The sequence below is a fragment of the Deinococcus sedimenti genome, from assembly GCF_014648135.1.
GTDB lineage: Bacteria > Deinococcota > Deinococci > Deinococcales > Deinococcaceae > Deinococcus > Deinococcus sedimenti.
The window spans coordinates 1,276,314-1,300,567 of sequence record NZ_BMQN01000001.1; the positions used below are offsets into that span (position 1 = coordinate 1,276,314).

A 24,254-nucleotide genomic window follows, 5' to 3' on the forward strand; every position below is an offset into this window, starting at 1 on the left:
CAACCAAGACAGACTATGTAGACAGACATAGCTATGCAGGGGCGGCAACCACGCGGGACGCCACGCGGCCGACGCCCCACCCCGGAGCACCCATGAACCCAGACCTGCTGCGCGGCAACCTCGACCTGATCCTCCTGACCCTCCTCGAACAGCAACCCCTGTACGGCTTCGCGATCATCCAGGCCGCCCGCGACCGCACCGGCGGGTACTTCGACTTCAAGGAAGGCAGCCTCTACCCCGCCCTGCACCGCCTGGAAGCCGAGGGGCTGCTCGCCGCGCAGCACGGCGAAACGGGCCGCAACGGCAAACCCCGCAAGTACTACGCCATCACCGACCGGGGCCGCGACACTCTGAACGCCAAACGCCAGGAATTCGCCGCCTTCACCGGCGCCGTGAACCAGCTCGGCGGGACCGGCGCGTGACCACCGCGGCCCACACCACCCACCGCGCCCTGACCGCATACCTGACCCGCGCCACCTGGGGCCTGCCCGAAACGCGCCGCCAGGAACTCTGGGACGAACTCGAAGAGCACATCCTGACGCGCGCCGACCACCTGATCCTCAGCGGCCTCACCCCCACTCAGGCCACCGCCCAGGCCATCCACGAACTCGGACCACCCGCCCGCGTCACCCTGGGCATGGCAAAGGTGTACACCATGCCGAAACTCATCCTGACCGCCGCAACCTTCGCCCTCGGCATCAGCGCCGGACTCTACGCCCTCGCGGGCGGCAGCACGACCAGCACGACCCTCACCGTCGTCCGGCAGGCACCCGTCAAGCCGAGCTGCGTGCGCGGCACGAAGCCCTCCGGAGACGACATCACCATCATCAGCGAGACAGGCGGCGTCACCTGTTACACCTTCAATGACAACGAGGTGAACAAAGGCGTTTTCCTGAAAGGCACCGACGTCACCCGAGCCCTGGATGCCCAGGGGGTCACGCTCAGCCGGGACGGCCGGTCACTGGCTTTGGCAGACCATTCAGTCAACGCGCGATTTACCCGTGACGGCGCAGCGTTCTTCGACGCCAGCAGTATCGTCGACCTGCTGACTCAGGCCCGTTCCGTACGGTTCAGCGGGTACACCTCTCCCCGCGTGCAGGTGGGCGACGCCACTCTCCTGCTAAACGCGGGTACGGAGGACATCGGCGCGGCGTTCTACAACTCTAGCAACAGCGTGTTCCTGTCGACGCTGGTCGGCCAGCCCGTCCGGGGAAGCTACTTTGTCGGGGCAAAGACCAGCCCCGAGCACCTGATCTCAACGGGACTCAAGACGGGCGAGGCCGTCATGCTCGTCACCAGTCGCGGCGGTACGAACTTCATGGTGGACACGGGCAAGGTAGACGCCCAGGGTCGGCTGAGCGTCCACAGTCCGGACCGGCAACTGCGGTTCGTCTCCAGCCTCGATCAGCTCGGGCCGTACCTGTCCGGGGGCCGCCGCAACGCCCTGCTCGTGCGGATCACGAACCTGCCTCTGAACAACCTGAAGTCCGGCATCTTCGTGCCCGATCAAGCGACGTCCGACGGCCGCTGAGCGGTCCGACACTGAAAGCCCCGGCTGATCAGTAACCGGGGCGCTCGCTTTGCAGGGGGAGCGGCATGAATGGAAAATGGCTGATCGGCGTATCGTGTGTGCTCCTGTCCCTGGTGATCGGGACATCGGCGTGGTTGGCGTGGCCTACTGGACGCGCGTTCTCGTACCTGAACGACCACAGGCACAGTTACCGGATTGACGAGCGACTGACCGCGAGTGACCTACAAGGTGGCAGGCGACGTGCCCCCACAGGGGGAAACCAGGGCCGCGCCATCCGCGAGGTCACCGCAATCACAGGTGGGCAGGCGGCCACGTACGCCGTGCCGACCACGTTTATGCAGGAGGAGCTGGCCTGGCACGGCATGACAGCGGCAAATCTCGAGTTCGCCTGGGTGATGGGCGAGTACCTGAAAGGCCGCCAGCTGACCCTCTTGGCCGGTCGGGAGCCTCGCGTGAACCAACCTGAACTGGTACTCAGCGAGACCGTGGCCCGGCAGTTGACGGACACGCCAGTTGCCCTGATCGGGCAGAAGATCACCCTGAACACACGTATCAGCGGGGACCAGTACACGGTGACGGGCATCGTGCGGTCCAGTCTGTGGCGCTCGGAGGATGATCCGGATGCCGGGGGGTACCGGGTGGTCGACCCGGCTCAACCGGGCCTGAGCGAACTTGATGCTGGTGTGCTGCGGCACGCGACGCCACGGCTGACCGTGGTGTTCCAGCATGCACCCACGGCGGCAACGGTGGCCGCTCTGGAGCAGTACGTCGCTTCGAACCTGCCGGGCCTGTTCCTGATCGACGAACAGGCGGAACAGACTGCGTCTGCGGACCGGCAGGCGATCGCGCGCCGTGTGCAGCAGAGGAGCGTGTCGCTGCCGCTGCTGGCCGCGCTGCTTGGAGGGTCTGGCCTGGTGTCACTGGGCACGGTCCTGCTGGCCGGGCTCCTGCGCCGCCGGGCCCTGCTGGGCGTGGATCTGGCACTCGGGGCGACCCGGCGTCGGCTGCGATGGACGTTGGTCTGGACGACACTGTGGCCCGCGCTCCTCGGGACTACCCTCGGAACTGCGCTGGTTACACGCGTGCCTGTGGTGCTGCCGGAGGTCCTGACGGGTCAGCCTCCTGCGCAGGTGCTGGCGCTAGCCTGGACGCTCCCGAACTTCACTCTGCTCCTCTTGAGCCTGCTGGTCAGCGGCGGCGTTCTGCGCGACTCGGCGTTCGGGCTGCTTCGCGGCGTCAGACCCGGGCAGTTCGTCCGGCCCCTGCTGGGACTGATGGTGTTCTCGTTCGTCCTCGCACTGGGCGGCCTGCTGAGCGCCCTGGGAGTCAAGGAAAAGCTCGACGCTCAGACCACGCGGATCCGCAATGATTTCAGTCGGGTTCTGGAAGTCACCACGACGGGTGATCCGGAGAACCGGACCGGTGCTGGCCTGTCGCGCACCTCCCGTCGCATCACAGTGGCGGATCTCGACTGGTTCAGACGTCTGGATGACGTGGCGTCGGCGAGTGCCGCCGAGAGGCTCAATCCGAATTTCCAGATTCTCGGGAAGACCGTGCCGATTGACCGGCCCGTCGCTGGCGACGACCTGATCGACGTGCTCGGTATCAGGGTACTTTCCGGCACCGAGGGCGGCTGCCTGCTCAGCCGCACCCAGTCGGTCAGGCTGGGCATCCACGTGGGCGGCGTGATCGGGGTTCCCACTGCCACCGGTGTCCTCCCCTGCCCTGTCAGCGGGATCACCGCGGACCCAGATGATCTGAAACGGTTCGTGATGCAGAACTTCCCGGCTCTGCTGGTGCCTGCGCGGTTGGGATTGAAGGGCCGGCAGGACTCAACCGGCCGGGCGACAGGACACGAACTGACAGTGACCGGGCTGACGACCACCAATGTCCTGCTGCGACTCCGTCATGACGTGAGTCCCGAGACCGTGCGGGCACTGCACCGTCAGATTCAGCAGAAGTTTCCCGGAATGTCGTTCGCACTGCGTCCCTACGCTCCAAACATTGATGTCCTGCTGGGGCGCCTGCGCAACCAGCAGCTGCTGTTCCTGGCGCTGGCCGCTCTGGGCAGCGTGATGACGTTCACCGGGCTGCTGGGTTCCTTCGTGGCGTACCTGGACGCCCGCCGTTACCGCATCGCCCTGGACCGGGCGCAGGGCATGAGCGTGAACCGACTGCGCGCCGGGTGGTTGGCGGCAGGCAGTGGTCTGGGGGCCACTGGAGCCGGACTGGCCCTCGTCACCGCCGCCACCCTGACGCCCGCGCTGTACAACGCCTTTTCACTGGACGCGCCCGTGGGCATGTCGCGCGAACTGCTTCCCAGCGCCGCACTGGCACTTCCGGGCTCGCTGACCCTGACCGTGGCAGCCATCGTGATCGTGCTGCTGGGTCTCGTTCTGGCCACCCTGGGTGACCGCTGGCTGAGCCGCCAAAGCCTGACGGCCCTCCTGAAACTCGGCGACTGAATCTGGGTGCCTCATCACTTCGTCGGGCTGATTCAGGCTGTGGAAGCCGCGTTCAGAAATCTTTTTCCCTCCTCACAACCGTTCAGACGGAATGGTCTCACGCCTCCATATTTCCGGACCGGTACGACAACATTCGAGGGCTCTGCCATGACCTACGCTGATCACACCACCACCGCCTCCGACGCCCCGCTGGTCTCACTGTCATCTATTGGCCTGACCTACGGCCAGCTTCCCATTCTCCAGAACATCAACCTTGACATCCGCGCGAGCGATTTCATGTCGATCACCGGCCCATCAGGGAGCGGCAAGTCGACGCTGCTGGGCATTCTCGGCCTGCTGGAACGACCGACGTCCGGGCGGCACTGGATGGCCGGGCAGGACGTCTGGTCCCTTCGGGACGACGCCCAGTCGCAGTTGCGGGGAAGCGCGCTAGGGTTCGTCTTCCAGCAGTTTCACCTGCTGCCGGAACTCTCCGCGCTCGAGAACGTCGCGCGACCCCTCAGGTTTGCCCCCCGCAGCGGCGCGTCCGACCGGGACCGCGCGGCCGCCATGTTGGAACGTGTGGGACTCGCAGACCGACGACACCACCGGCCCGCCCAGCTGTCGGGCGGTGAGCAGCAGCGGGTTGCCATTGCCCGCGCGCTGGTCAGGCAACCCAAGCTGCTGCTGGCAGACGAACCCACGGGGAACCTCCCGCAGAGCATGTGGACCGAGGTCCTCGACCTGTTCGGTCGGTTGAATGCGGATGGCGCGGCAGTGGTCGTCGTCACTCATGATCCGATGGTCGCTGCCCACGCCCGGCGGCACATCAGCCTCCGGGATGGTCAGCTGACATCAGATTCCTTCACCTGAGTGCCCGGTCCATTCTTCCAGGAGGTACTGGAGTCTGGTCTGGGCGTTCTCCTGGCTGCCGTACACGCTGCGGATGAGGTCGCCGCCGGGCGCGAAGGCGAGCCAGTGGGGGGTGCCTTCGGTGTGCCAGTGTCGGGCGAGGGTGCCGGTGAGGTCGAGGGCGACGGGGAATGGGAGTTTCGCGTAGTCCTGCGCGAATTTTTTCAGGGTGGGTTCGACGTCCTCTCTGGGGAGTTGGCGGTGTCCGTGGCTGGTGTGCACAGCGAGGAGGTGGACGGCGTCGCCGAATTCGGCGTGGAGGCGTTTGAGGAAGGGGATGCCGCGGGAGACGCAGCCGGGGCATTCGAGGTTGAAGGTCATGACGAGGCCGGGCCGCGTCCAGGTGGTGGGGGCGGGGAGGGGGTCGCCGTGGACGAAGTCGGTGGGGGCGGGCCATTCCATGCAGGCAGCGTACTGGACGGGCGGGGCGGGCCTATGCTGGGCGCATGAAGCGTTTCGTGATGATTGCAGCGGTCCTCGGTTCGGCCCTTGTGGGTGTGTCGCAGGCGGCGACGGTGGCCGAGGTGAAGAAGAAGGGCGTGCTGGTGCTGGGCACGGACCCGACGTTCGCGCCGTTCGAGTTCAAGGGCCCGGACGGAACGATTCAGGGCTTCGATATCGATATCGCGCGGGCGGTGGCGAAGGACCTGGGCGTGCGGCTGGAGGTGCGCGCGGTGGGCTTCGGGGCGTTGATGCCGCAGGCGGTCACGTCGGGCCGGGTGGACATGGCCATGAGTGGCATCACGATCACGCCGGAGCGGGCGAAGGTGGTGTCGTTCAGCCAGCCGTACTTCCGGTCGGCGCAGGTGTTCATCGTGCGGGCCGGGAATCCCGGGAAGTTCGCGTGGCCCGCGAGCGTGAAGGGGAAGGTGATCGGCGTGCAGGGGAACACGACGGGGCAGTTCGTGGCGAACGACACGCTGAAGCCCAGGGGCGCGACGCTGAAGGTGTATGACGATTTCGCGGCGGGACTGGCGGACGTGCGCGCCGGGCGGATCGCTGCGCTGGTGGGGGACGCGCCGACGGTGGATGACCTGAAGAAGCGCCTGCCGGGGCAGTTCGACCGGGCCGGGAAGGACCTGGCGGCCGAGGATTACGGCATGGTGTTCAGGAAGGGCAGTGATCTCGCGGCGGCGGCGAACAGGACGCTGGCGCGCCTGAAGGCCAGCGGGGAGTACCAGAAACTGCTGAACAGGTGGATCGTGCAGAAGTAACGCCGGGTGTGGCGGGGCGCGGGCGACGGTGTCGTCCTGCGCCCTTCTTCTTTGGTGGGGGCGCGTCCCCGGGGCGGTTGTGTCCTATGGTGGGGCGGTGAAGGGGTCCGCGTGACGGTATTCAGTGGTGTCGTGCCCGGCGGGGCGCGCCCGTGACAGAGGTTCTGGAGGGCTTCCGGACGGTGCTGTCCGGGGAGTACCCGCGTCTGCTGCTGTCGGGTCTGGGCCTGACCCTGGCGGTCAGCGTGTGTGCGCTGCTGGTGTCGGTACTGGTGGGCACGGCGCTGGGCGCGGCGCGGGTGCTGCGCGTGCCGGTACTGGGGCGGCTGGGGGACGCGTACGTGACGGTGGTGCGGGGCATTCCGCTGATCGTGCTGCTGTCGGTGGTGTACTACGGTCTGCCGACACTGGGCGTGACCCTGCCGGATTTCCCGGCGGCGGTGCTGGCGCTGGGGTTGTACTCGGCGGCGTACACGAGTGAGATCGTGCGGGGCGGGATCAGCAGTGTCCCGGCGGGGCAGGCGGAGGCGGCGCGCAGTCTGGGCCTCAGTCGGGGGCAGGCGCTGCGGTTCGTGGTGCTGCCGCAGGCGTGGCGGGTGGCGTTGCCTGCGCTGGGGAACGAGTTCATCAGCCTGATTCTGGGCAGCAGTCTGGCGAGCGCGGTGACGTTGCAGGAGCTGTTCAGTCAGGGGCGGTACATCACGAACGCGACATACCGGCAGTTCGAGGTGTACGCGGTGCTGGCGCTGGTGTACTTCCTGCTGACGTTCGTGCTGTCGCGGGTGGTGCGCGGGCTGGAGGCGCGCCTGAGTCGGGGCGTGACGTTGCCGGAACGGCGCGTGATCTGAGCGCGGGCTGAGCGAAGAGAGGCGGCGTGGGCCGCCTTTTTTCTTATGTCCGTAGCGGTTGTGGCCTGCTGTGGGGCCGGGGTGGTGTCGGTGATCTGGCGTGCCGGTATTGGGTGAGGTGGCGCATCGCCCACTACGCCCATTCTGCTATTTGCGAAATAAATGACATTGTTCTATAATTTACATAGTCGCCAGGACGCCCCTGACTGATCCTGAAACCCCGATTCAATCCTCGCTCCACCCGAACCCTTCACCCCAGCCACGTCTGAGGTGAACGGCGTTCCACGCCCACTGGCGGCCCGAAACGGGTGACATCCCGCTTCGCTGGCCGCGCCACCTCCCCCACCCACAGTCGGCCCAGACCATCCGGCACCCCACGGACACCAGACAGGCCGCGACTGGAGACTAATTATGTTTTCAGCGTATTTTTTAATCTGGATCTTCCGCCTGTTCACCAGTACCACTCATTCGTGGAACACACATCTGATGGCGCAGGAAGAAGATCGGCCCCGCGTCTAGTTGAAGACCGTTAAGCTCTCGCTGTGGCCGTCCCACTTATCCCGCTCCGTCAACTGCTCCTCCGTGACGACGCAGAGGGAACGCTAAATCACCTGATCCGGACAGCCCAACATGCAGGCAGCGTGGCGGACGTTCTTCCGGTCATTTCAGCCCTGCCGGAGGTGCCGCAGGACTGGTTGCACAGTGAGCAGGGCGGCCTCGCCCTGGCCTGGCTCTACTTCCGGGGGATGCAGCATCGCCAGCTCGACGACCTACTGGACATCCGACCTGCCGAGCAGCTTCTCCCCTTCCGGGCGCATCTTCACCTGATTCACCGGCGCAGCGAACTGGCGCTGAGCCTCGCGCGCTTCAGCGTCCTGCAGGCACCCGACGTGCCCACCCGTGCTCTGACCATCACGCAACTAGCGGGGGCAGCGGCCATGCTTCACCTCCCAGCGTGGAAGGAACTGTACCGATTCCAGATTGCTCAGGCCCCTCCCCTATACCGGGGGATAGCCCGCATTCAGTTCGCCTTCGACCTGCAACAGCACTTGGAACTGGGCGAGGCGACCACCGAACTCACGCGGGCACTGGGTGACCTGCGACATGACCCGACGACTTCCACCTACGTCTACCGGACGCTCGTGGCCATTGCGCTCGACACCAATCAACCGGGCGCAGCCCTGAATGCCCTGCGAAAGGCGGAATCCGTAGCTCAGGGCGGCCTGCTCGCCTCAGAACTGTTCCTGTCAAGGGCACTGCTGACCCTGAACCTGACTCAGTATCCCATCACGCTCGAGACGGCCACTGCAGCCCGTGAACACATCTCTGCTCCCGATCGGTTGGCCTCAATCCTGGCCGTCGGCTCAAGGACATTGGCAATCATGGGGCAGAGGTTCGAGGCTGTCCTGATGGCGCAGGAGGCGGCCGCGCTGCACCGGGTGCTGGACTCGGGTCGGCACGCGATCCTCAACCACCTGGCGCTGGCGTACCTGCACGCGGGGGATCTGCCGCGTGGGCAGGAGGCTCTGAGCCGCGCGGACAGTCACTCGCAGAATGCAGGCACGCTCTCGTGGTTGGCCCGCGCGGAGTGTGCCCGGCAGTCAGGGGGTGACCCGCTGCCGCCGGGTGACGGCATTCGCGCGCAGCTGGCGACGCTGCGGTGGTCGTGGGTGCGCGCGTACCTGCCCGCGCTGCTGGAGCAGTACGGCGTGGTGACGTTCGCGCCGCCGGAGTGGACGGTAAGGGTCAGTCTGGCCGGGCCGGTGCGGGTGTGGATGTCTGGCGACGAGTTGCCGCTGCGCTCCACGCGGCCTGATGCGGGCCTGCTGGCGCTGCTGGTGACAGCGGGCGGGCAGGTGTCGCGCGAGCGGGCCCTGGACGCGCTGGACCTGCCGGGGAAGACGCCGACCGCGCGGCGCAAGGCGCTGAGTGCGGCGGTCGCCGCGCTGCGGGAGTTGCTGGGCTGGCCGGGGGCGCTGACGGTGGACGGTGGCGTGCTGCGCCTGTCGGACGCGCCCCGCTGGGAGGAACCGGCGCTGCCGGGGCGGGGGCGGGAGGATTTCTTCTGCGAGGGCCGCTTCGATCCGTGGGTGCTGGAGTGGCGGGAGGAACGGGCGTTGGCAGCAGTGCCCGACTAACCGCTTATTGATCGATCTTTCTCAGAAACATGGACGTTTCGCGGACACCCGCTCTGCAGACTGGAGACATGACCCCCGACGAGCAGCCCGAGCGTGCCCAGAGCCCCGTCCAGCGCCTGTTCCTCCTGGCCCGCCTGCTGCGCGCCCGTCCGCACACCGTTGCGGAACTCGCGGCGGCCACCGGGCAGACCCTGACGGTCACGGCGCGCGACCTGCACGAACTGCAGAGCTTGGAACCCGAGTTGCGCGTCCTTCCCGGCCCGCCCCAGGGGTACGTGATCGGCACGCCGGACCTCGACGACGCGGCGCGACTGACGCTGCTGCGCGGCCTGGACGCCCTCGCGGCGCGCGGCAGCGAACCGGCCGCCAGCCTCGCCCCGCTGCGCGCCGCGCTGACCGCGCCGCTGCCCGCGCACGTCCGCGCGGCCCTGCCCACCACGGTCACGGCTCGCCCCGCCGCCTCCGACCTCGCCCTGAACGCTGTCACGCAGGCGTGGCTGGCCTGCCGCCCCATCCGCTTCCAGGAATGGCAGCCCGGGAATCGGCGTGCCGCGCGGCTGCACCCCCTGCGGATCGAGACGCACCCGGTCAGCGGTGACCTGCTCGTCGTGGGGCGCGACCCCGACCACGCGGGCGAGGTCCGCACGTACCGCCTGGGCCGGATGCTGCACGTCACGCCCGAGGCGGGCACCTTCACGCCCGACCTCCTCGACCCGGCGCAGACGCCCGCGCTGCCGTGCACGCCGCTCCCGGTGGAAGCAGAGCGCAGCGTGCCGGTCACCCTCCGCTTCACGGGCGAGGCGACCTTCCGCGTGCTCGAAGGCGGGCACGCCTGCCTGGGCGAACCGAGCATCAACCCGGACGGCAGCGTGGACGCGCCCCTGCTGGTCCCGCACGACGCCGGGGGCGTGCCCCGCAGCGTGCTTCCGTGGCTGCTGTCCTGGGGGCCGCAGGTGCAGGTGCTCGGCCCGGACGCGGTGCGCGCCGAGTGGCAACGCCTGACGCGCGAGGCGGCCGAGGTGGCCACGCAGACCCCCACGCTGTTCGTGCAGCACGGCGCGGCGTGAAGGGCAGGAGAGTCGGCCCCTCCCCTGCTGTCCGCTACTCGCCCTGCGCGTCGGCCCAGGCGGTCACGGCGGCACTCTGGTACGCGGCCAGTCCGGCCCGTGCCCGGTCGATGTTGCGGGTGAAGCGCTCGTCCGCCACCCACATCTGCGCTAGGCCGCGCATCATCTGCGGCGACGCGTCGTAGTACGCCCCGCTGATGTGCACACGGTGCCGAGCCGCGACCCCCTGCGCCCGAACGTCTGTGGCGGACACGCCCGCGTCCATCAGCTCCACGTATGCGGCGGTGATACCGTCCATCTCCGCGCGGATGCGTACCCAGTCCACCTTCGAGTACCGGGCGGTCCGCGCGGCACTCTGGCGGTAGGCGTCCGTGTCGCCCCAGCGTTCACGGACCTCGTCCTCGTATTGCGTGGGGTCGAATCCGTCGAACACGGCCTTCACGTCCTCGTTGTTCATGATGGTCTCCTCTGCCCCGTCCTCCAGGGCTTTCAGGCGGGCCTGCACCTCGCTCAGCGTGTGCTCGGCGCGGCGCAGGTCCTCACGCAACCGCCCGGCGTGGGCACGCAGGGCCTCGCGTTCCAGGTCCGGCGGGGCGTCCAGCACCCCCGCCACCTCCGCGAGCGGCACGCCCAGCGCCCGCCACGTCAGCACGCGCCGAAGCCGCGCCAGATCGCCCGGCTTGTACAGGCGGTAATTGCCGTCGCTGCGCTCGGCGGGGCGCAGCAGCCCGATCTCGTCGTAGTGGTGCAGGGTGCGCACGCTCACGCCCGTCAGGGCCGCGACCTCCCCCACCGTCCAGCGCCTCGCGTCCACGGTGGAACCTCCTGAGGGGCAGCGTAGGCCCTCCCGCCGCGTGAGGGTCAAGCGGGTGGCAGACTGAACCATGCGCCTGATCGCCGCCGCATTGCTGACCCCGCGCTGGGAGCCGCTCGCGCCGCGCGTGGTCGGGCCGGGCGAGGTGCGCGTCCAGACGCGCCTGAGTGCCCTGAGTGTCGCCTCGGAGCTGAGCGTGCTGCGAGGCGGGCCGTTTCCATCGGCCCTGGGGTACCAGACGCTGGGGACGGTCACGGAGGTCGGACCGGGCGTGACGCTGCCGGTGGGCGCGCGGGTCGTGACGACGCTGGGACACGCGGCGTGGGGAGTGCACGGCGCGTCGCGGGTGATTCCCGTGCCGGACGACGTGTCGGACCGGGCGGCGCTGAGCGTGATCCTGGCTGAGGAGACCGCCAAGGGCCTGCGCCGCGTGCGCCCAGGACCGCGCGAGCGGGTGCTGGTGGCCGGGGCGGGCCTGCTGGGGCTGCTGAGCGTGTTCAACCTGACCCGCGCGGGCGTGCGGGACGTGAGCGTGATCGAACCGCGTGCCGACCGGCAGGCCCTCGCCCGGCAGTTCGGCGCGCGTGAGGTGTACGCGCCAGCAGAAGCGCCGCGGGACGCCTTCGACGTGGGCGTGGAATGCAGCGCCGCCCCCGCCGGGTTCGCCACGCTGCTGGGCGCACTGAAACCGCGTGGGCGCTGCGTGGTGCTCTCGGACGGCAACTGGGGCGCACTGACGCTGCCGCCGGACTTCCACCGCAAGGAACTGAGCGTCGTGGCGTCCAGTGACGGCGAGGACTACGCCGCGCACGCCCGCTGGTGGTGGCCGCGCGTCCACCCGGTGCTGGAGGCCCTGTACCCACTGACGGTCGCAGCGACTGACCTGCCGGGCCTGTACGCGACGCTGGACCGACCGGACCGGCCCGTGAGTGTGCTGGTGGACTGGCAGAGGACCATCCGCCCGTAGGACACGGCGGCTGTGCAGAGCGGGCACGCACCTGCCGGGGCCGACCCGGTAGCCTGCGCGGCATGACCGGGCAGAGGTTCGACTGGGGGGCGTTCGGGCGGGGCTTCCGGGTGATGGTGCCGCTGTGGGCGGGCGTGGTGCCGTTCGCGGTGGCGTACGCGGTGACGGCCCGCGCGGGGGGCCTGAGCGTGTGGGAGACGTGCCTGATGAGCGTCACGGTGTTCGCCGGGGCGAGTCAGTTCGCGGCGGCCGGGCAGTTCGTGGGTGGGGGCGTGCCGGGGGTGGCGGCGGTCGCGCTGGTGGGGACGACGTTCGTGCTGAATGCCCGGCACGTGCTGTACGGCCTGAGCCTGTCGCGGCAGGTGCCGCTGAGTCGGTGGCAGCGTGCCGTGGCGGCGCAGTTCCTGACGGACGAGGCGTACGGCATGGTGCTGGTGGCCGGGCCGCGCGATCCCGGGGGGCTGAGCGTGGGCTTCCTGCTGGGCGCGGAACTGAGCCTGTTCGCGGCGTGGAATGCGGCGACGCTGCTGGGCGCCCTGGCGGGCGCGGTGCTGCCCGACCCAGACGCGCTGGGGGTGGGTGTGATCTTCCCGCTGGCGTTCCTGGGGTTGCTGGTGCCGCTGCTGGTGGGCCGCGTGGCGGTGCTGGTGGCGGTCGTGTCGGGTCTGGGCGCGTGGGCGCTGGGACGGGTGCTGCCGGGCGGACTGGTCGTGCTGCTGGTGGGCGTGGGTGGGGCGCTGCTGGGCGCGCTGATCAGCACGCGGCGGGCGGAGGGCCGCGCGTGAGCGGCTGGCTGGTCATTGGGCTGATGTGGGCCGTGACGTACGCGGCGCGGCTGCTGGGGCTCAGTCTAGGTGGGCTGAACCTGCCGCCGTTCTGGCTGGCGTTCCTGCGCTTCGTGCCGGTCAGTGTGTTCGCGGCGCTGATCGTGCCGGACGTGCTGGGCAGCCCCGAGTGGGCGCAGCGGCTGGTGGGGGCCGCCGTGGGCGGGGCGCTGCTGTGGCGCACCCGGAACCTCGCGGCGGGCATCGTGGGGGGCTTCGCGGCGTACTGGGCGGCGCGCATGCTGGGCGTGTGACCGCCTGTGACGGCGGCTGCGGCGCGTGGGGGTGGGGGCGCGCTATGCTGGGCGGCGCATGACGGGTCAGGTGGGCAGGGTCAAGATGATCGACGGGAAGTACGAGGTGCTGCGCGAGGTGTCCGTGCAGGGCCCCGTCACGCTGTCCGAGGTCCGCGCGGCCGAGGGAGTCACGCGGCAGGTGGCGTGGTTCAACGTGGCGTCCCCCGCCGACCGGCAGGCCTTCCACGCCTACCGCACGGCGCTGCGGGCCCTGAGCCCCGCGGGCCTGACGGACGTGGTGGCGCGGCCCGGCGCGTTCTACGCGGTGTGGCAGCCCGTCACGGGCCAGCCACTTGAGGCGGCGCTGGCGCACAAGGGTGTCCCGCAGGAACTCGTGGAGAACGTGAACGCGCTGGCCGCCTCGCTGGCCGAGCACGGTTACGCCCTGGAGGACGCGCAGGTACTCGTCGAGGGCCACGAGCTGCGCGTGGCTTACCTCGCCCCCCGCGTGACGCCCCGCACGCCGGACGACGTGGCGGCACGCAACGCCGCGACCCTCGCCCCGCTGAAGCAGGCGCGAGTGAAACGCCGCCGCGAGCCGGGCGCGTGGCTGACCTTCGTGCCGGGCCTGCTACTCCTCGGCGGCGCCACCTACCTGGGCGCTCAGGCCGTGCAGATCTACCTCAACCCCCCGGTGCGGCCGGTCTCGAGCGTGCTGGGCCAGACCGCGAAACAGGCGGCCAGGCAGCTGACCGGCGAGGGCTTCCGCGTGGAATTCGCCACCGGTCAGGCGGCGGGCCGCGCGATCGGGTCGATTATCCGGCAGGACCCGGCGGGCAGCTCGAACCTGCCGGTGGGCCGACTCGTGACCCTGACCGTGAACAATCCGCCGGCGATCGAGGTGCCGCGCCTGGAGGAGATGACGCCCGCTCAGGCGCGCGACGCGCTCAAGGGCAGCGCCATGACGGTCGGCAAGGTCGTGAAGGTCGACGGCACGCTGACGGGCACGCCGGAGGGCCGCGTCGTGGCGCAGCTGCCGGAATCCGGTTCGACCGCGCAGCAGGGACAGGTTGTGCAGCTGATGGTCAGCACCGGCATCACCGGGAAGAAGACGTTCCTGCCGAACCTGGCGGGCATGCAGTACGAAGACGCCCTGAAGGACATCCGCGCGGCCGGGCTGGTCGTCACGAAGGTCACGCCGCAGCCCAGCGACCGCAAAGAGGGCACGGTGCTCGAGCAGACGCCCCAGCCGTACGCGACGGTCACGACCGGCAGTCCGGTGTCCCTGACGGTGGCCGCGCCCCGCTACAGTTCCCCCAGTCGGCCGGCGGGGAGTCTGCCGCTGCCGCCCGCGATTCCCGATCCGGAGCCCACGCCAGAACCGACGACCCCGGTCGATCCCCTGCCGACCGAACCGGTGGACGGTGGGACGGTCACGCCGGATGAGATTCCGGCGGTACCGGCCACGGATTCGACGCCGCAGGTGGCGGCGCCCGTGCCCCGGAGTGTCAGCCTGCGCTACACCTTCCCGACGGACCTGCCGGAGGGCACCTACACCCTGGCGGTGCGTGACGATGCGGGGGAGCGTCCGCTGGATCTGAGTGCCGATGCGGCCGCGCTGGCCGGGAAGCAGATCACCACGACCGCGTCGGTCAGTGGGAGCGCGGTGTTCGTGATCCGGCGGGACGGCGAGGATTTCGCGCTGGTCACGCCCTGAGGGAAAGATGATCTACCTGGATTACGCGGCGACGCACCCCATGACCCCGGAGGCCCTGACGGCGTACGCGCAGGCGGCGGCGCTGCCGGGCAACCCGGCCAGCGTGCACGCGGCGGGGCAGGCGGCCCGCGAGCGGCTGGAGGAGGGCCGCGCGCGGGTCGCGGCGGCGTTCGGGGTGGACCCGCGCACGCTGATCGCGAACGGCGGCGGCACTGAGGGCGACAATCACGTGCTGCTGGGCACCGCGCGCGCGTGGCAGGACGCGCACGGGCGGCCCGGGCACCTGATCACCACGCCCACCGAGCACTCGGCGGTGCTGGCCCCCGCGCGGGCGCTGGCGGCGCAGGGCTGGACGGTCACGTTCCTCACCCCGGACCGGTTCGGGCGGTACGACCCGGCGGAACTCGCGGACGCGCTGCGGGATGACACGGCACTGGTGTCCCTCCACCACGCGAACAACGAGCTGGGGGCCGTGCAGGACACGCCGGCGCTGGCGGCCCTGGCGGCGGCGCGGGGCGTGCCGTACCACACGGACGCCGTCCAGGCGCCCGGCGTGCTGCCGGTGGACCTGATCGACTGGGGCGTGACCTTCGCGACGTTCAGCGCGCACAAGTGGGGCGGCCCGCGCGGCGTGGGTTTCCTGTACATCCGCCGCGGCGCCGAGCTGCCCCCCTTGACGCTGGGCGGCGGGCAGGAGGGCGGCGTGCGACCCGGCACGCAGGACACCGCCGGGGTGTACGCCTCGGGTGTGGCCCTGACCCACGCGGCCGCGACGCAGGGCGCGACCCTGGCGCACCTGGGCGCCCTGCGCGAGCAGTTCATGCGGGAGGTCGCGGGCATCCCGGACCTGAGCGTGAATCACGCGCCGGACAGCAGCCCGAAGGTCGTGAACGTCACGGTGGGCGGCGCGGACGGCGAGGCGCTGCTGATGAATCTCGACATGCTGGGTGTCGCCGCAAGTGCCGGGAGTGCGTGCAGCGCGGGCACCATGCAGCCCAGCCACGTCCTGACCGCCGTGGGACTGGATGAGGCGCAGGCCCGTGCGTCCCTGCGCTTCAGTTTCGGCGCGGCCACCACGCCCGCCGAGGTCAGCGCGGCGGCCCAGGCCCTCGCGCAGGCCGCCACCTGGAGCCGCGCCTAGACGGCCCACACCACGAAGAGAGGCCGTGTGTACAACTCCACGGCCTCTCTGCCTTGATGGTGTGGCTCTTCTCTATCAACCATCACCCATCAACCCTCTCCCCCCGTCAGCTGGTTTCGTTGGCGCCCGGGTCGCGCGTCAGGGTGGGTTTCACGGGGGCGTGCTCGCGGTCCTGGGTGTCGCGGGTGTCGCGGCCGAGGTCCTCGCGAGTGAGTTTGATCTCGATGGGGGCGCCGCCGAAGTTCAGGCTGCGCTGCGGGAAGGGAATCTCGATCCCGGCCTCGTCCATGGCGATCTTGATGCGGCGGTTGAATTCCCGGCCGATGGCGTACTGGCTTTTGGGTTGTACCTTGAACAGGGCGCGCAGGGTGACGCCGTCCGGGGCGAGTTGCGTGACGCCCTGCTGTTCGGGCACTTCCAGGAAGAAGTGCTTCCACTCGTCGGCCTCGTAGATCTCGGTGCTGACCTGTTCGAGGACGCGCAGGGCGTCGTCGATGTTCGCGGTGTAGGTGACGTCCACCTGCGCGACGACCCTGGACCAGTCTTTGCTGCTGACGCTGACCGTCTGAATCTGTCCGTTCGGGACGATGTGCACGGTGCCGTCCAGGGCGCGCAGGGCGGTGACGCGCAGGTTCACGCGTTCCACGCCGCCGGACAGCTGCCCGGAGTTCACGGTGATGACGTCGCCGACGCCGTACTGGTCCTCGAGGAGGATGAAGAAGCCGTTGAAGACGTCCTTGATGAGGCTCTGCGCGCCGAAGCCCACGGCGAGACCCAGGACGGACACCCCGGCCAGGAGGCTGGTGGCGTTCACGCCGAGCGCCTGGAGGCCCGCGATGACGCTCAGGATGACGACCACGACCCGCAGGGTGCTTTCCACGACGCCCTTGAGGGTCTGCACGCGGACGCTGCGGCGGTTGAATTCCTCGTCCGCGACGATGCGGTGCGCGAGTGCCCCGATGAGGTTCCAGGCGATCATGGCCATGGCGATCACCACGACCAGTTGCCCGGCGCTGTGGCGGAAGCCGTCCATGATGTCGCGGCCCAGGCTGAACAGCACGGGGACGCTGGGCAGGTACGCGACGGCGGTGGCGACGGCCAGCCAGCCGACGATCACGACCAGCGCCCACAGCCCGTTCAGGGCGGGGCGCAGGCGGGCGGGGACGTGCGGTTCGAGCGCGCGGATCAGCAGGCGCCCGAAGCGGTAGATGGCGTACGCGGCGACGGCGGTGAGGGTCAGTCCGACCCACACCTGGGGTTTGACGATCTGCACGGTGAGTTCCTGCAACATGACCCCCACCTTCTCATGAGGCGGTGAGGATGCATAGAGAACGCCCACCCCGTTTGGCTTGGGGCGGGCGTTCAGCAGCTGACGTTACGCGCCGGAGCTGTCGGTGAAGGCGGCCTCCAGCCGGGGGACGAGGTTCGCCTCGTGCGCGCGGGCGGCGCGCAGCAGGGCGTTCTTCACGGCGCGGGCGTCGGCGCTGCCGTGCCCGATGAATGCAAGGCCGCGCACGCCGATCAGGAGGCTCGCGCCGTACGTGCTGGGGTCCATCCGCTCGGCGAGGCCGCGCAGCGCGCCGCGCACCATCAGGCCACCCAGCTTGCTCTTCAGGCTGCTCTGCAGCGCCTCCTTGACCCACCCGAACAGCACCTTCGCCTCACCCTCGGCGAGTTTCAGGACGACGTTCCCGGTGAAGCCGTCGGTGACGACGATGTCGGTGGTGTTCCTGAAGATGTCGCGGCCCTCCACGTTCCCGTGGAAGTTGATGCCCCGGCCGTGCAGGGCCTTCAGCAGGCCATGCGCCTCAAGGACCAGGGCGCTGCCCTTGTGGGGTTCCTCACCGATGGACAGCAGGCCCACGGTGGGGTTCTCGCGGTCCTCGACGACCTTCAGGTACACGCTCGCCAGCCGCGCCCACTGCGCGTAGTACGTGGCCTTCACGTCGGCGTTCGCCCCGGCGTCCAGCAGGGTCGTAAAGCCTCCCTTCGCGGGCAGGTGCGTGAGGATCGCGGGCCGCTCGACGCCCCTGATGCGGCCCAGCGTGAGCAGCGCGGACGCCATGGTCGCGCCGCTGTGGCCCATGCTCACGACCGCCGACGCGCGGCCCTCTTTGACGAGGCGCGAGGCGACGTTGATGCTGGCCTGCGTGCGGCTGCGGACGTCGCTGGCGTGCTCGTCCATGCCGATCACGTCGGTCGCCTCGACGACCTCGATGGGCAGACTGGCGCTGCCCGCGTGCCGCCCCAGTTCCGCGTGGAGTTTCACGCGGTCCCCCACGAGGATCACGGCGACGCCCGCGCGGGCGGCCTGCACCGCCCCCTCGACGTTCGGCACGGCGCCGTGATCGCCGCCCATGGCGTCCAGCGCGACCGGCAGGCTCATCAGCGGTCGTCGCCGTCGAGCGCGGCGGACGTGTAGAAGGGCCGGGTCTCCTGCCCGCGCTGCTCACTGGGCAGGCGGTAACCGGGACGCTCGACGTGCTCGCGGATGTCCTTGAAGTCCACGTACTGATCGGCGGCATTGCGCAGCTCGTAGCTGGTCATCTCGGCGATGCTGGCCACCACGACGCGCTTACCACGCGCGCGCAGCACCTCGACCGGGCGCTCGAAGTCCCCGTCGCCGGTCAGCAGAACCGCCGTGTCGTACTGGTCGCTGGTGGTCAGGAGGTCCGTGACGATCTCGATGTCCAGGCTGGCGCGGCGGTACGTGTCGCCGCTGTCGTCGGTCGCCTCGCGCAGCGGGCGGGTGCGCACCGTGTAGCCCATGTACGTCAGGGCGTCCGTGAAGCGCTTCTGCTTGTCGTCAATGGGGGTGGGGACGGCGGTGTAGTAGAAGGCGTTGTACAGGCGGCCCGGAGCGGCGAAGTGCTCCAGGATCTTGCGGTGGTCGAAGTTCCACCCGAGTCGTTTGGCTGCCGCGTACACGTTCGCGCCGTCAATAAAAAGTGCAATGCGTTCCATCTGTCATGTCTCCTGGGTCCCGGTGGCCTGCCATGGGGCGGGCACCGGCGGACGCCCGGCGTCCCCTGGGGGGCCTGAGCGTTCGTGAATCAGGATACCGGACAGGACGTCACTCGAGCCATGCGGCCCCGCCAGGGGCGAGCAGCGCGGGCCTCCCCGGCTGTGGCCGCGCCGGGGCGAGCAGCGCCGCCCACACGTCCGATCTCAGCTGCGCGAGATCCACACCCGCGTACTCGGCGGGCAGCGCATCCAGGTACCGCAGGGCCTTGTCGTAATTCCGGTGCGTCAGGCTGCCGTGCGCCCAGCGTTTGTGCAGCGCCGCCGCGAGCAGGATCAGCGCCTGCAGGAACACCCGGTCGTCCCCGCGCGCGGTCATCCACGGCCCCTCCCACGCCTCGTGCGCCTCCCACCACTCGCCGCATGCGAACAGCGCCGCGCCGCGCCGGAAGTCCACCGACTCACTGACCGTCATGCCCGGCAGGGTACCCCGTCCCGGCCCGCAGAACGCCAACTGCGATTCACCTCACCACGGTTAAACAACCGGTGAGGGAACACCCACGCGCGGCATATCCCGCCCCTGCCCCCCAGGGGTATAGTCGATGGCATGAAGCCTGTGGAACTCACGGACAGCAACTTTAACGCCGAGATCAGCGAGGGCCTGACCCTGGTGGACTTCTGGGCCCCCTGGTGCGGACCCTGCCGCATCATCGCTCCCGTCATCGAGGAACTCGCCGGTCAGTACGAGGGCAAGGTCAAGATCGCGAAACTGAACGTCGACGAGAACCCCGTCACGCAGGGCCAGTACCGCGTCATGAGCATCCCCACCCTGATCCTCTTCAAGGACGGCCAGCCCGTCGAGGGCGTCGTCGGCGCCCAGCCCAAACGCGCCTTCGAAGCGCTGCTCGACAAGTACAGCAACGCCGAAGTCGCCAGCGCCTGAACGCCAAAAGTGACGCGCCCCGGTCAGTGACCTGGGGCGCGTTTCTCTGGGTGGTTGTGGAAAGTAGGGAGTGGGGAGTGGGCTGAAGGGCATCCGCATGCCACCTCGCGTGTTCGCTTTATCGCGGGTCCGCCGCGTGCCCGACCAAAGCGACCAACCCACTTCCCTCCCCCGTTCACATCCGCACGATGTCCGGCGGTGTCCAGGCGTGCAGGGCCTCACTGAGGAGCACCTCGCCGTCGGGCCAGTCGCCGTGACCGCTGGCGATGTTGATGTGCCCGGCCTCGCCGGCCGAGATGAATTCGGCGTCCCACGCTTCCGCGAACGCCTGCGCGCGCTCGAAGCTGGCGAAGGGGTCGTTCTCACTGGCGACGACCAGCGCCGGGAACGGCAGGGGCTGCATGGGGACGGGGGCCATGTCCGCCACGGTCGGGTACTCCTCGAACGCCCGGTCCGCGTCGGTGGGGCCGACGAGCATCGCGCCCTTCACGCGCGGGTGCCCGCCGGTCAGGCGCGCCCAGTGGACGATGTTCAGCACGCCACAGGAATGACCGATCAGCACCAGATCACCGGGCGTCGCGTCGATGACCTCCTGAAGGCGCGCCGACCACGTCTCGGGCGTGGGCCGCTCCGGGTCGTCCTGCCGCACGCGCGCCGCGCCGAACTTCGCGGTCCAGAGGCTCTGCCAGTGCTCCGGCCCGCTCTCCCCCAGGCCCGGCACGATCACGATGGTCGGCGTCATGTGTTCAGGCTAGCGCCTGAAGGAAGTGGGGAGTGGGGTGTGGGCAGTGGGTCGGTCGTCAGGGGCGGGCACGCGACGGACCTGCCTTGGGGTCAGGCTGACGCCTGACGGGAGTGGGCAGTGGGTTGTGGGGAGTGGGTCGGTCGCTCTGGGCGGGCACGCAGCGGAACCGCGATAAAGCGAGCACGCCGATGTCCCCGGTGATGCCCTTCACCCCACTCCCCACTCCCTACTACCCACAACCCTCTTCACCCTTCGAGGAGTTCCACCTGTCGTCCGTCGGGGTCCTGCACGAAGGCCATGTCGCGTCCGCCGGGGCTGGGTTGGAGGTCGCGGGTGACGGTCACGCCGCTCTCTTTCAGGGCTGGGAGGAGGTCGCGGAGGCCGGTGACGTGCAGGGCGATGTGTTCGGCCCAGTGGGCGTGCGGGGCGGGGGTTTCGCCGGTGATCTGGAAGAACTGGAGGAGGCCGTCCCCGAGGCGCAGCACGGCGCGGCGGTGCCCTTCGGTGGTGGTGAGGTTCTTCTCGGTGGTGGCGCCGAGGTGTTCGTAGAAGGCGACGGTCGCGGCGATGTCGCGGGTCAGGAAGGAGACGTGCTTGAGCATGCGTGCAGGGTATACGCTGCCGGGCGTGACGGGAGCACCGTGGAACTTGTCGGGTCGGGGCGTGGTCGCCGTGTACGGGTGCCGGGAGGCGGGGGCGTTGATGCTGGTGCGTTACGCGCAGTCCGGCGTGGGGCCGTACGACGAGTTGCTGTGGGTGTCCCTGTCGGGCGCGCCGCAGGTGACGCGGATCGTGGTGAGCACACAGGCGAGTGTGGTGTGGGGCCGCCGGAACTGGGCGATTCCCAAGTCACGGGCGGATTTCGCATGGGAGGGCGCGCCGGGGCGTGAGCAGGTGCGGGTCACGCAGGACGGGCGGCTGCTGGCGCACCTGAGCGTGCGGTCGTGGGGGCCGTCGCTGCCCGTGACGACGGCGGTGGTGCCTGCCGCGTGGCGGACGCTGACGCAACCGCCCCTGCCGGAGGCCGGGGACCGGGCAACGCTGCTGACGACGGTCTCGGCGGCCGGTCGGGTGCGGCCCGCGCGGCTGAGCGTGATCGCCGGGGACTTCCACCCGGCGCTGCTGGAGCGGCGACCGCTGCTGACGGTGGCGGTGCCGGACTTCCGGATGGTGTTCCCCGCTGCGCGCGTGCGGCCTGCCTGACCGGTCGTTCGGGGTCATGCGCCCCGCGCGGCGGGTGAGATAGTTCAACGCGAACGCCCCCACCCCACCTGCCCCGCGCACTGGGCCTGCGGGCACCCTCTCCCCCACTCCTCTCTGACTTCGGCGCCCCGCGCGCCCCGGTGATCCCATGAGCGAACAACCCGAATCGAACGCCCAACCCGCCGCACCCGCCCACGGAACTCCTGCTCAGGGTGCTCCGGGCCAGGGTGCGCCCGCCGGTCGCCCCGCCCGCAAACGCATGGTGGACCTCGACCCCAGCGGGCAGGTCACGCAGCGTGAACCCGACCGTGGTGGGCGGCAGTTCATGAACTACTCGTTCTTCAAGCTCGACCCCGCCTTCCGCCGCCTGCCGCACGCCGAACGCGAGGAGATCAAGGCCGAGTTCATGGCCGCCGCCGACGCGTGGCAGGCCGACGCGCCCGCCGCGAAGGGCCTCATCCAGCGCAGCTACTCGCTGGTCGGCGTGCGCGGCGACGTGGACTTCATGATCTGGCGCATGGCCTTCGACGTCCGCGACTTCCAGGACGCCCAGGCCCGCCTGAACCGCACCCGCCTGATGGGCTACCTGACCCAGCCGTACACGTACACCAGCATGAACAAACGCAGCCAGTACGTGAACCGCGTCGAGGGCAGCGGGCACGGGCTGGAAATCCTGCCCGGCCAGGGCCGCTACCTGTTCATCTACCCGTTCATCAAGACCCGCGCGTGGTACGACCTGACCCCTCACGCCCGCCAGGGCATGATGGACGAGCACATCTACGCCTCCGAACCGTTCAAGGGCGTGCGCATCAACACCAGCTACTCCTACGGCATCGACGATCAGGAGTTCGTGGTCAGCTTCGACAGCGACTACCCGCAGGAATTCGTGGACCTCGTGCACCGCCTGCGCTACACCGAGGCGAGCAACTACACGCTGCAGGACACCCCGATGTTCACCTGCGTGAAAAAGGACCTGCAGGAGACGCTCGACGACCTCGCATAAACGCGGGTGATCCGGGGGGAGGTCGGGTGGCCTCTCCCCTTCTGCTGCCGTCAGCTGCTCAGCGCGTCCAGGGCGGCGCGGATCTGCCGGGCGCCCTCGATGAGGCGGGGGCCGGGGCGGCCTAAGCCGCTCTCGGGCACGGCGACGACCGGGACGCCCAGGCCGCGCGCCTCGATGACCTCGGGGCGCAGTTTCTTCGCACCGCACCATGAGCAGACGATCAGGTCCGGACGGGCGGCGCGGACCTCGTCCAGCGTCAGCGGGCTGCTGCGACCTGCCCGCTCGGCCAGGGCGTTCACGGCGCCCAGGCTGGTCAGCAGGTCCGTCACCCAGGAGTCGCGGGTGGCGGCGATGATGGGTTTCGGCCACCACTCGACCAGCACACGTCTGGGGGTCAGGCTGGGGCGGTGCAGGGCGGCCAGTTCGGCCTCCAGCGCGGCGGCGACCTCCTCGCCACGTTCGGGCAGGCCCAGCAGCGTGCCCACCTGCCGGATGGTCGCGGCGGTGCCCGGCACGCTGGTCGGGTCGAGGATCACGGTGTTCAGCCCGGCGTCCTGCACGGCCTGCACGACGCGTTCCATACCGGGCACGCTCAGGCTGGCGAGCACCAGATCCGGGCGGGCGCGGGTCAGGGCGTCCACGTCGATGTTCAGGTCCGGTCCCAGCCGCGCGGCGTGGTCGAGGCCGGGTGCGTCGCTGTGGCTGTCCACGGCGACCAGCCGGTCGGTGGCGTGCAGGGCGTGCAGGATGTCGGTGTTGCTGCACGTCAGGCTGGCCAGTCGCATGGGGGGCATGCCCGGCAGTGTAGGACGAGGGTCAGGTGAGAGGGAAGTGCGCGCTGGCACGGGCAAACGCCCCCTGACCGTATGGTAGGCTCGGGGGTATATGAAGAACACGTTCGTCGTTTCCATGGCGCTGCTGCTGGCCCTGACCATCGGTGGGTCGATCGTCGGGTTCAAGAACGCCACCACCCCCCACCACAGCGAAGAGAAAGGCCACGAGGAAACCAAGGCTCCTTCCATGGGCAGTGAGGAAGCGCCCAGCCCGAACAGTGCCTCCACGGGCGCGGAAGCCGCCGCCGGCACCACCGGTGACGTGACCGCCGCCAATGAAGGTGGAGAGCAGGCGGGCGCGAACGGCGCCGTGAGCGCCAGTGGAGAGGGCACCACCGGCGAGGAGCAGACCAGCACGACTGAGGGGAGTGCCACCGACACCGACACGGCCGGCTCGACCGGGGAGCAGCCGGCAGAGACGGCGGCCGCCGCCGAGACGCAGGGCGACGCCAGCGCGGGCGAGAAGACCTACGCGGCTGTGGGCTGCGCCGGGTGCCACGGCGCGAACGGCCAGGGTGTGGTCGGGCCGAGCCTCGTGGCGGCGAACGGCCCCAAGGACTGGACGCTGGCGGAGTTCACCACGGCGCTGCGTGAAGGCAAGACGCCCGAGAAGGAACTGGCCGCCACGATGCCCCGCTTCACCGACGCGCAGATCACGGACAGCGACATCGCGAACCTCCAGGCGTACATCAAGACCCTGAACTGAACACCGC

Annotated in this window: 26 protein-coding genes; 17 read left to right on the plus strand and 9 right to left on the minus strand. The window is 69.7% G+C overall.

Translation table 11 applies throughout. The features are described 5' to 3' along the window. Positions 1-92: 92 nt before the first annotated feature. The 4 genes from IEY69_RS06280 (at position 93) to IEY69_RS06295 (ending at position 4,848) form a co-directional block, all read left to right on the plus strand. Positions 93-422, plus strand: a complete 330-nt coding sequence (locus IEY69_RS06280) for a PadR family transcriptional regulator (protein ID WP_119672495.1) — start codon at positions 93-95, stop codon at positions 420-422. After that, positions 419-1,531, plus strand: coding sequence for a permease prefix domain 1-containing protein (locus IEY69_RS06285; RefSeq protein ID WP_189072207.1), 1,113 nt, complete (start codon positions 419-421; stop codon positions 1,529-1,531). The genes IEY69_RS06280 and IEY69_RS06285 overlap by 4 nt, the downstream gene beginning before the upstream one ends. 65 nt (positions 1,532-1,596) lie before the next feature. Further along, complete coding sequence (locus IEY69_RS06290; RefSeq protein ID WP_373290994.1) at positions 1,597-3,996, plus strand: ABC transporter permease; 2,400 nt, start codon at positions 1,597-1,599, stop codon at positions 3,994-3,996. 147 nt (positions 3,997-4,143) lie between these two features. Continuing rightward, positions 4,144-4,848 (plus strand): ABC transporter ATP-binding protein, encoded by a 705-nt coding sequence (locus IEY69_RS06295; RefSeq protein WP_189072209.1) that lies wholly within the window; start codon positions 4,144-4,146, stop codon positions 4,846-4,848. Here the strand turns inward: IEY69_RS06295 and IEY69_RS06300 are convergent. Further along, positions 4,831-5,289, minus strand: coding sequence for a TlpA family protein disulfide reductase (locus IEY69_RS06300; protein ID WP_189072210.1), 459 nt, complete (start codon positions 5,287-5,289; stop codon positions 4,831-4,833). The genes IEY69_RS06295 and IEY69_RS06300 overlap by 18 nt on opposite strands. A gap of 44 nt (positions 5,290-5,333) precedes the next feature. Here IEY69_RS06300 and IEY69_RS06305 point away from each other — a divergent pair, with 44 nt between their 5' ends. From IEY69_RS06305 to IEY69_RS06320, 4 genes are all read left to right on the plus strand, one after another. Then, positions 5,334-6,101: an ABC transporter substrate-binding protein gene (locus IEY69_RS06305; protein ID WP_189072211.1), complete on the plus strand. Its 768-nt coding sequence runs from the start codon at positions 5,334-5,336 to the stop codon at positions 6,099-6,101. Positions 6,102-6,253: 152 nt separating this feature from the next. Next, positions 6,254-6,949, plus strand: a complete 696-nt coding sequence (locus IEY69_RS06310) for an amino acid ABC transporter permease (protein ID WP_189072212.1) — start codon at positions 6,254-6,256, stop codon at positions 6,947-6,949. Positions 6,950-7,590: 641 nt separating this feature from the next. Further along, a complete protein-coding gene (locus IEY69_RS06315) occupies positions 7,591-9,087 on the plus strand; it encodes an AfsR/SARP family transcriptional regulator (RefSeq protein WP_189072213.1) in 1,497 nt (498 codons plus the stop codon). Between the two features lie 68 nt (positions 9,088-9,155). Continuing rightward, positions 9,156-10,154 (plus strand): helix-turn-helix transcriptional regulator, encoded by a 999-nt coding sequence (locus IEY69_RS06320; protein WP_189072214.1) that lies wholly within the window; start codon positions 9,156-9,158, stop codon positions 10,152-10,154. A 34-nt stretch (positions 10,155-10,188) separates the two neighbouring features. Here IEY69_RS06320 and IEY69_RS06325 read toward each other — a convergent pair whose 3' ends face one another. Beyond that, a complete protein-coding gene (locus tag IEY69_RS06325; protein WP_229783677.1) occupies positions 10,189-10,968 on the minus strand; it encodes a MerR family transcriptional regulator in 780 nt (259 codons plus the stop codon). Positions 10,969-11,038: 70 nt separating this feature from the next. Between IEY69_RS06325 and IEY69_RS06330 the strand changes: the two genes are divergently transcribed. The 5 genes from IEY69_RS06330 to IEY69_RS06350 all read left to right on the plus strand — a co-directional run bounded on the left by IEY69_RS06330 (position 11,039) and on the right by IEY69_RS06350 (position 15,853). Beyond that, on the plus strand, positions 11,039-11,935 hold the full coding sequence (locus IEY69_RS06330; protein ID WP_189072216.1) for a zinc-dependent alcohol dehydrogenase: 897 nt from the start codon (positions 11,039-11,041) through the stop codon (positions 11,933-11,935). A 62-nt stretch (positions 11,936-11,997) separates the two neighbouring features. After that, positions 11,998-12,720, plus strand: coding sequence for an AzlC family ABC transporter permease (locus IEY69_RS06335; RefSeq protein ID WP_189072217.1), 723 nt, complete (start codon positions 11,998-12,000; stop codon positions 12,718-12,720). Next, a complete protein-coding gene (locus IEY69_RS06340) occupies positions 12,717-13,013 on the plus strand; it encodes an AzlD domain-containing protein (RefSeq protein WP_189072218.1) in 297 nt (98 codons plus the stop codon). Before IEY69_RS06335 ends, IEY69_RS06340 begins: the two co-directional genes overlap by 4 nt. 58 nt (positions 13,014-13,071) lie before the next feature. After that, complete coding sequence (locus tag IEY69_RS06345) at positions 13,072-14,712, plus strand: PASTA domain-containing protein (RefSeq protein ID WP_189072219.1); 1,641 nt, start codon at positions 13,072-13,074, stop codon at positions 14,710-14,712. A gap of 7 nt (positions 14,713-14,719) precedes the next feature. Further along, the gene (locus IEY69_RS06350; RefSeq protein WP_189072220.1) at positions 14,720-15,853 is read left to right on the plus strand and encodes a cysteine desulfurase family protein; all 1,134 of its coding nucleotides are present in this window, start codon (positions 14,720-14,722) and stop codon (positions 15,851-15,853) included. A gap of 106 nt (positions 15,854-15,959) precedes the next feature. Here the strand turns inward: IEY69_RS06350 and IEY69_RS06355 are convergent, their stop codons facing one another. The 4 genes from IEY69_RS06355 to IEY69_RS06370 form a co-directional block, all read right to left on the minus strand. Next, positions 15,960-17,144: a mechanosensitive ion channel family protein gene (locus IEY69_RS06355; RefSeq protein WP_189072221.1), complete on the minus strand. Its 1,185-nt coding sequence runs from the start codon at positions 17,142-17,144 to the stop codon at positions 15,960-15,962. Positions 17,145-17,228: 84 nt separating this feature from the next. Next, positions 17,229-18,239 (minus strand): phosphate acyltransferase PlsX, encoded by a 1,011-nt coding sequence (gene plsX / locus IEY69_RS06360; RefSeq protein WP_189072222.1) that lies wholly within the window; start codon positions 18,237-18,239, stop codon positions 17,229-17,231. Further along, positions 18,239-18,817 (minus strand): LabA-like NYN domain-containing protein, encoded by a 579-nt coding sequence (locus tag IEY69_RS06365; protein WP_189072223.1) that lies wholly within the window; start codon positions 18,815-18,817, stop codon positions 18,239-18,241. The genes plsX and IEY69_RS06365 overlap by 1 nt, the downstream gene beginning before the upstream one ends. A 109-nt stretch (positions 18,818-18,926) precedes the next feature. Then, the gene (locus IEY69_RS06370) at positions 18,927-19,289 is read right to left on the minus strand and encodes a DUF309 domain-containing protein (protein WP_189072224.1); all 363 of its coding nucleotides are present in this window, start codon (positions 19,287-19,289) and stop codon (positions 18,927-18,929) included. Positions 19,290-19,421: 132 nt separating this feature from the next. On the opposite strand from IEY69_RS06370, the gene trxA reads away from it, so the two are divergent. After that, positions 19,422-19,757: a thioredoxin gene (trxA, locus tag IEY69_RS06375; RefSeq protein ID WP_189072225.1), complete on the plus strand. Its 336-nt coding sequence runs from the start codon at positions 19,422-19,424 to the stop codon at positions 19,755-19,757. 175 nt (positions 19,758-19,932) lie between these two features. On the opposite strand, the gene IEY69_RS06380 is transcribed toward trxA, so the two are convergent. Continuing rightward, positions 19,933-20,499: an RBBP9/YdeN family alpha/beta hydrolase gene (locus IEY69_RS06380; RefSeq protein WP_189072226.1), complete on the minus strand. Its 567-nt coding sequence runs from the start codon at positions 20,497-20,499 to the stop codon at positions 19,933-19,935. A 248-nt stretch (positions 20,500-20,747) separates the two neighbouring features. Continuing rightward, positions 20,748-21,104 carry a VOC family protein gene (locus IEY69_RS06385; RefSeq protein ID WP_189072227.1) on the minus strand — a complete coding sequence of 119 codons (357 nt, stop codon included), beginning with the start codon at positions 21,102-21,104 and terminating at the stop codon, positions 20,748-20,750. Between the two features lie 25 nt (positions 21,105-21,129). On the opposite strand from IEY69_RS06385, the gene IEY69_RS06390 reads away from it, so the two are divergent. Next, positions 21,130-21,705 (plus strand): hypothetical protein, encoded by a 576-nt coding sequence (locus IEY69_RS06390; RefSeq protein ID WP_229783679.1) that lies wholly within the window; start codon positions 21,130-21,132, stop codon positions 21,703-21,705. A 259-nt stretch (positions 21,706-21,964) separates the two neighbouring features. Next, a complete protein-coding gene (locus tag IEY69_RS06395) occupies positions 21,965-22,708 on the plus strand; it encodes a chlorite dismutase family protein (RefSeq protein ID WP_229783701.1) in 744 nt (247 codons plus the stop codon). Positions 22,709-22,758: 50 nt separating this feature from the next. Here the strand turns inward: IEY69_RS06395 and IEY69_RS06400 are convergent, their stop codons facing one another. Next, entirely contained in the window at positions 22,759-23,493 is a 735-nt protein-coding gene (locus tag IEY69_RS06400; RefSeq protein WP_189072402.1) for a helical backbone metal receptor, read from the minus strand. 100 nt (positions 23,494-23,593) lie between these two features. Between IEY69_RS06400 and IEY69_RS06405 the strand changes: the two genes are divergently transcribed. Then, positions 23,594-24,247: a c-type cytochrome gene (locus tag IEY69_RS06405; protein ID WP_189072229.1), complete on the plus strand. Its 654-nt coding sequence runs from the start codon at positions 23,594-23,596 to the stop codon at positions 24,245-24,247. The last annotated feature ends 7 nt before the right edge of the window (positions 24,248-24,254 follow it).